Below are 6,174 nucleotides of genomic sequence, written 5' to 3' on the forward strand. Positions count from 1 at the left end.
TGCAACTGTTCAGGTTGATAGATGGAACGGGCGGGAGACCGAGCCGGCTCACGGCGTCAAGCGCCAAGGACCCAACGGCTTCCCGCCCACCCTCATCCTGACAGACTTCCAAGACACAGGGACCCATACCGCGTGATCCATCGAGCAAGGAAGTCGCAGTCCCACGGCACGCAACGCAACTGCCGGTCTTCGCCAAACCCCTCCCTGGGGTTATGGGTCCCTGCTTTCGCACGGACGACGGCGGGATGTATGGCGGTCGTTATCAACGACGACAGCGGAACGTGAGGCGAAGAGCTACCGCCCCTTCGCCTTCCGCCACGCCGCGAAATCCCTCAGCGTCTGTTCGTCGGTCGCGGGATAGAGCCCGAAGATGCCGCGGCCGCTCTGGACCTGCTCGGTGACGAAATCCTCGAACGCGGTCATCTCGAAGGTCTCATTGGCTATCTCGTCGGCGAGATGCGCCGGGATCACGATGACGCCGTCGCTGTCGCCGAGGATGACGTCGCCGGGAAACACCGGCGCATCGCCGCAGCCGATCGGAACGTTGATCTCGATTGCCTGGTGCAGCGTGAGGTTGGTCGGCGCGCTCGGGCGATGATGAAAGGCCGGGAAGCCGAGCCGCGCGATCTCGGCCGAATCCCGGAAGCCGCCGTCGGTGACGACGCCGGCGCAGCCACGTTTCATCAGCCGCGTCACCAGGATCGCGCCGGCCGACGCGGCGCGCGCATCCTTGCGGCTGTCCATCACCAGCACCGCGCCCACGGGGCACTCCTCGATCGCCTTGCGCTGCGGATGCGCGCGATCGCGGAACACCTCGATCCCATTCAGATCCTCGCGCGCCGGCATGTAGCGCAGCGTGAAGGCCTCGCCGACCATGGTCGGCTGATCTGGACCGAGGGGATGAACATCCTGGATCATCTGGATGCGCAAGCCGCGCTTGAACAGCGCGGTCGCGACCGTCGCGGTGGAGACGGATTTCAGCTTGTTGCGGGTGGTGTCGCTGAGTTTTGACATGATGATTTTTCCGATTGTCATTCCGGGGCGGGCGCTACAGCGACCGAACCCGGAATCTCGAGGTTCCGGGTTCGATGCTGCGCATCGCCCCGGAACGACAGTGATCAATAAATCGACGGCTCGCCGACCGGCTTGCCAAAACCGGTCTCGAGGAAATCGAAGTCGCAGCCCTCATTGGCCTGCTTGATGTGCTTCGAGAACATCCAGCCATAGCCGCGCTCGAAGCGCTGCTCGGGTTGCTTCCATTCGGCGCGGCGCCTGGCCAGTTCCGCCTTCGGCACATCGAGATTGATGGTGCGCGCGGCGACGTCGAGCGTGATGCGGTCGCCGTTCTTCACCAGCGCCAGCGGGCCGCCGATATAGGATTCCGGCGAGACGTGCAGGATGCAGGCGCCGTAGCTGGTGCCGCTCATCCGCGCGTCCGACAGCCGCACCATGTCGCGCACGCCCTGCTTCACCAGCTTGGTCGGGATCGGCAGCATGCCCCATTCCGGCATGCCCGGCCCGCCCTGCGGACCGGCATTGCGCAGGATCAGCACGTGATCGGCTGTGACGTCGAGATCGGGATCATCGACTGCCGTCTTCATCGACGGATAGTCGTCGAACACCAGCGCAGGCCCGGCGTGCTTGAGGAAACGCGGATCGCAGGCGCTTGGCTTGATGACGCAGCCATCGGGCGCGAGATTGCCCTTCAACACCGCGAGCGCGCCCTCCTTGTAGATCGGGTTGTCGACGGTGCGGATGACGTCGTCATTGTGCACCTCGGCGCCATCGATGTTCTCGCCGAGCGTCTTGCCTGACACTGTCATGCAGTCGAGATGCAGATGCGCCTTGATCCGGTTCATCAGGCCGGGCAGCCCGCCGGCATAGAAGAAATCCTCCATCAGATAGAGGTCGCCGCTCGGCCGCACATTGGCGACCACAGGCACCTTGCGGCTCGCTTTCTCGAAATCGTCCAGCGAAATGTCTTGGCCGGCGCGGCGCGCCTGCGCGATGAGGTGAATAATGGCGTTGGTTGAGCAGCCCATCGCCATCGCGACCGTGATCGCGTTCTCGAAGGCCTTGCGGGTCTGGATCTTCTGCGGCGTGAGATCCTCCCACACCATCTCGACGATGCGGCGGCCGGCCTCCGAGCTCATGCGGATGTGGTTGGCGTCAGCCGCGGGGATCGACGAGGCGCCCGGCAGCGTCATGCCGATGGCTTCGGCGATCGCGGTCATCGTCGAGGCCGTGCCCATGGTCATGCAGGTGCCGTAGCTGCGGGCGATGCCGGCCTCCATGTCGACCCAGTCCCTGTCGGAGATCTTGCCGGCGCGGCGCTCATCCCAGTATTTCCAGGCGTCCGAGCCGGAGCCCAGCGTGCGGCCCTTCCAGTTGCCGCGCAGCATCGGTCCCGCGGGCAGGTAGATCGCCGGCAGGTTCATGCTGGTGGCCCCGAGCAGCAGGCCGGGCGTGGTCTTGTCGCAGCCGCCCATCAGCACCACGCCGTCGACCGGATGGCCGCGCAGCAGTTCCTCGGCATCCATCGCCAGCATGTTGCGGTAGAGCATCGTGGTCGGCTTCAACAGCGATTCCGACAGCGACAGCGCCGGCAGCTCAAGCGGAAAGCCGCCGGCCATCAGCACGCCGCGCTTGACGTCGTCGACCCGGCTCTTGAAATGCATGTGGCAGGGCTGCGCATCCGACCAGGTGTTGATGATCGCGATCACCGGCCGGTCGCGCCACTCCTCCGGCGCGTAACCCATCTGCATCGCCCGCGATCTGTGGCCGAAGGCGCGCAAATCGTCGGGCGCAAACCAGCGCGCGCTGCGCAATTGATCGGGGGTCTTGTTCTTCTTCGTCATCGCCATGTGTCTCGACATTGCTCGCACGCGCGCGGTTCCGGCACGCTTGCCCTGCGTCAGGCATATACTCGATTTTCAGACGTGTCGTCCCGCCCCCGGCGCAGACGTGCCGTTCGATGAACGTGCGCCGCACAGGCTCCGCAATGTGGCGATCGGAACGTAAAGCGGCCCTGGCCTACTTTTGCTGCGCCGTCATCACGATGCGGACCAGATCGGCGGCGTTGCGCGCGCCGAGCTTCTTCATGATGTTGGCGCGGTGATCCTCGATCGTGCGCGGGCTGATCCCGAGGTGGCGCCCGGCTTCCTTGTTGGAGGCGCCCGCGGTGAACTGCTCGAGCACCTCGCGCTCGCGGCGGGTCAGCGGCTCGCGACCCGGGAAGTGCAGCGCGGCGATCCGCGACGCCGAGGTCTCGGCCTGGCGCCTGGTGTAGGCGTCGATCGCTTCGTTCAGACGGCTCACGATCTCGTTGCCGCGGAACGGCTTCTCGATGAAGTCGAGCGCGCCGTTCTTGATGGCGCTGACCGCCATCGCGATATCACCCTGACCGGAGATCATGAAGATCGGCGCCGGATAATCCTCGCCATGCAGCTCCCTCAGGATATCGAGGCCGGATTTGCCGGGAATATGCACGTCGAGCAGGATGCAGGCCGGCGTCCTGCTGCGCGCCACCGCGAGCAACGCTGCGCCGTCCGCAAAGCAGATCACCTTGTAACCAGCGGTCGACAGGACCACTGAAAGCGTCTCGCGAACGGCAGGATCGTCGTCGACTACAAAAATTTCCCCGCGCGGAGCGCCATTTTCAACCATATGCATCGTCCATCAGTGGTGAAGCGTGCTGCCCTGACCGCACAAGAACTAACTCGACCATCTCGATCAATGGACCCGTATTTGTACGGGACGTCCGCTTAACGCACAAGTAGCACCGCGTTCCCTAAAAGTGGGGGGCAGTGGAGAAACATGCATGGAAAATGCAGCGTCGGACCGCGTTGCAGCGCGCTTGGACGAGGGCAATGATCCCTACGGTCTGATCGTGACGGACCTGGTCGCGCTGATTGGCCATTTCCAGGCGAGCCTGCGGCTGATCGAAGCGGCGATTGCGCGCGAGGCCTTGCTGGCCGCGCGGCAGGCCGACGTCGACACCGTCGTTCTCGACGACGTTACCCCGCGCGACCTCACAGCATCTACCGCCCTGAAGGCATGCGATGCCGGCCTCGACGCGGCGCTCGACCGCCTGCGCGATTCCGGGGCAACAGCGCGTCTGCTGAACTGACCCGCCGCCACCGACAGGTTCGGCCCAATCACCTCGATCGTCCCGACGACGCCCAACCCATCAGGCGGCGATCTGTTCCACGCATCGTCCGGATTGGCCGCGGGCCTTGCCCGCCCGGTCGGATCAGGCCGACCTGACGTCAGGCCCTGGCCCGCTCTTCGTCCGCGGACGATCGCCGTTTGCTCGGCTTGCCCTTGAGGAAACTGACGTCCATTTCAGTGCCGTTGACGCGGACCAGTTCGCAACGGCGATAGGCAAGTCCGGTCGAGGACAGCAGGAGGAAAAACTCCTTCAGGTTGAGCCCCTGAATGGAACCTTCGACGGTCAGCGAGGCATCGGTGTCGGAGATGGCATTGAGCTGGCAGTCACGCCGCCAGGTGCCGTCGATGGCCATGATGCAGACATCGACACCCCGGCTGAAGGTGACCCGCTCAATGGATTTGCCGTCCTCGGTCATCGCTCAATATCCGACCGCCATGGCAGGCTTCGGCATGGCGAGCCCGCCCCGCACCCCGCTCGGCCGGTACAGGCCACGCCGCTCGGGAATCGGCTTGAACGTGTCGGTCAGGCCGACCACGGTTTCGGCGGCGCCCAGCACCAGGAAGCCGTCGGCCTCCATCAACCGGGCGAGACGGTTGAAGATGTTGATCTTGGTGTCCTGATCGAAATAGATCAGCACGTTGCGGCAGAAGATCACGTCGAACGTGCCGAGCTGGGAGAAATCGTGCAGCAGATTGAGCTGGCGGTGCTGGACCATCGCGCGCAACTCGGGATTGACTTGCCAGAACTCACCCGACTGCTTGAAGTACTTGACCAGCATCTGGATCGGCAGCCCGCGCTGCACCTCGAACTGGCTGTAGATGCCGGCCTTCGACTTCTCCAGCACCTCCTGCGACAGATCGGTCGCGATGATCTCGACGCGCCATCCGGCAAGGGCCGCGCTCATTTCCTTCAGGCACATCGCCAGCGAATAGGGCTCCTGGCCGGTCGAGCCGGCGGCGCACCAGATCCGGACGCTGCGGCGCGCCGCGCGTGCCTTCAGCACCTCCGGCATGATTGTGTCGCGGAAGTGCTCGAACGGCACCTTGTCGCGGAAGAAGAACGTCTCGTTGGTGGTCATGGCCTCGACCACCTGGACGGTGTGCGTGGACGAGCCCGCCTTGATCTTGGCGACCAGGTCGGGAATGCCGGACAGGCCGCTTTTGCGCGCCAGCGGCAGCAGGCGGCTCTCGATCAGATATTGCTTGTCCGCGGACAGATCGAGACCGGACTGGTCCTTCAGGAGCTTACGCAGATACTCGTAGTCGGGGGGCGTCACGGGAGCCTCACAAGGGACTGAATGGTGAAACTGGGTGTCAGGCTTCGGCCGACGCGTCGAGCGCCAGCAGGCCCACTTCCTGGAATTTCGCGATCACGATGTCCTTGTCGAACGGCTTCATGATGTATTCGTTGGCACCGGCATGCAGCGCCCGTGAGATGTGGTCGATGCCGTTCTCGGTGGTGCAGAACACGACCTTGGGCTGATCGCCGCCGGGCATGCGGCGGAGCTGCACGAGGAATTCGAAACCGTCCATGACCGGCATGTTCCAGTCGAGCAGCACGGCATCCGGCAGCGCGCGCTTGCAGGCTTCGAGCGCGACCGCGCCGTCCTCGGCCTCGATGACGGTGAACTCCATTCCTTCCAGAATGCGGCGCGCGATCTTTCGCACCACGCCGGAATCGTCGACGACGAGACATGTCTTCATGTGTTGGCCTCCTTGTGGAATCCACCGTCTCCGCGGTGGAGTGTTACGCTGCAGCAGCTGTTTTGGGCACCAGTTCGAGCACGCGATCGACATCGAGGACGACCATGAGCTGGCCGTCGAGGCGGTGGACGCCGCCGGCGAGCTTGGCCATGCGGGGATCGAGGTTGACCGGGTTGTCCTCGCGGCTGTTTTCGGAGAGCCGCAGCACCTCGCCGATCTGGTCGATCAACAGGCCATAGGATTCGCCGCGCTGGTCGACGCCGACCGCCATCGGAGGCTGGCCGTCGTCGGCCTTCGGCA

The 6,174-nt window shown here is 64.5% G+C and carries 8 protein-coding genes; 1 reads left to right on the forward strand and 7 read right to left on the reverse strand.

Annotated elements, in window-relative coordinates; translation table 11 throughout:
* Positions 1-294: 294 nt before the first annotated feature.
* The 3 genes from I6F38_RS42685 to I6F38_RS42695 form a co-directional block, all read right to left on the reverse strand.
* Entirely contained in the window at positions 295-1,014 is a 720-nt protein-coding gene (locus tag I6F38_RS42685) for a ribonuclease activity regulator RraA (protein ID WP_225164612.1), read from the reverse strand.
* A 104-nt stretch (positions 1,015-1,118) separates the two neighbouring features.
* Entirely contained in the window at positions 1,119-2,858 is a 1,740-nt protein-coding gene (gene araD, locus I6F38_RS42690; RefSeq protein ID WP_225164613.1) for an L-arabinonate dehydratase, read from the reverse strand.
* Between the two features lie 175 nt (positions 2,859-3,033).
* On the reverse strand, positions 3,034-3,666 hold the full coding sequence (locus I6F38_RS42695) for a response regulator (protein WP_018269422.1): 633 nt from the start codon (positions 3,664-3,666) through the stop codon (positions 3,034-3,036).
* Between the two features lie 154 nt (positions 3,667-3,820).
* Between I6F38_RS42695 and I6F38_RS42700 the strand changes: the two genes are divergently transcribed.
* The gene (locus tag I6F38_RS42700; RefSeq protein WP_225164614.1) at positions 3,821-4,129 is read left to right on the forward strand and encodes a hypothetical protein; all 309 of its coding nucleotides are present in this window, start codon (positions 3,821-3,823) and stop codon (positions 4,127-4,129) included.
* Between the two features lie 139 nt (positions 4,130-4,268).
* Here the strand turns inward: I6F38_RS42700 and I6F38_RS42705 are convergent, their stop codons facing one another.
* From I6F38_RS42705 to I6F38_RS42720, 4 genes are all read right to left on the reverse strand, one after another.
* A complete protein-coding gene (locus I6F38_RS42705) occupies positions 4,269-4,586 on the reverse strand; it encodes a hypothetical protein (protein WP_028338017.1) in 318 nt (105 codons plus the stop codon).
* Between the two features lie 3 nt (positions 4,587-4,589).
* Positions 4,590-5,447 carry a protein-glutamate O-methyltransferase CheR gene (locus I6F38_RS42710; RefSeq protein ID WP_225164615.1) on the reverse strand — a complete coding sequence of 286 codons (858 nt, stop codon included), beginning with the start codon at positions 5,445-5,447 and terminating at the stop codon, positions 4,590-4,592.
* A 37-nt stretch (positions 5,448-5,484) separates the two neighbouring features.
* Entirely contained in the window at positions 5,485-5,874 is a 390-nt protein-coding gene (locus I6F38_RS42715) for a response regulator (protein ID WP_018269419.1), read from the reverse strand.
* A gap of 43 nt (positions 5,875-5,917) precedes the next feature.
* On the reverse strand, positions 5,918-6,174 hold a 257-nt coding region (locus tag I6F38_RS42720), incomplete at its 5' end, for a chemotaxis protein CheW (RefSeq protein WP_225164616.1).

It is taken from the genome of Bradyrhizobium sp. BRP56 (assembly GCF_020194035.1).
Taxonomy (GTDB): Bacteria; Pseudomonadota; Alphaproteobacteria; order Rhizobiales; family Xanthobacteraceae; genus Bradyrhizobium; species Bradyrhizobium australafricanum.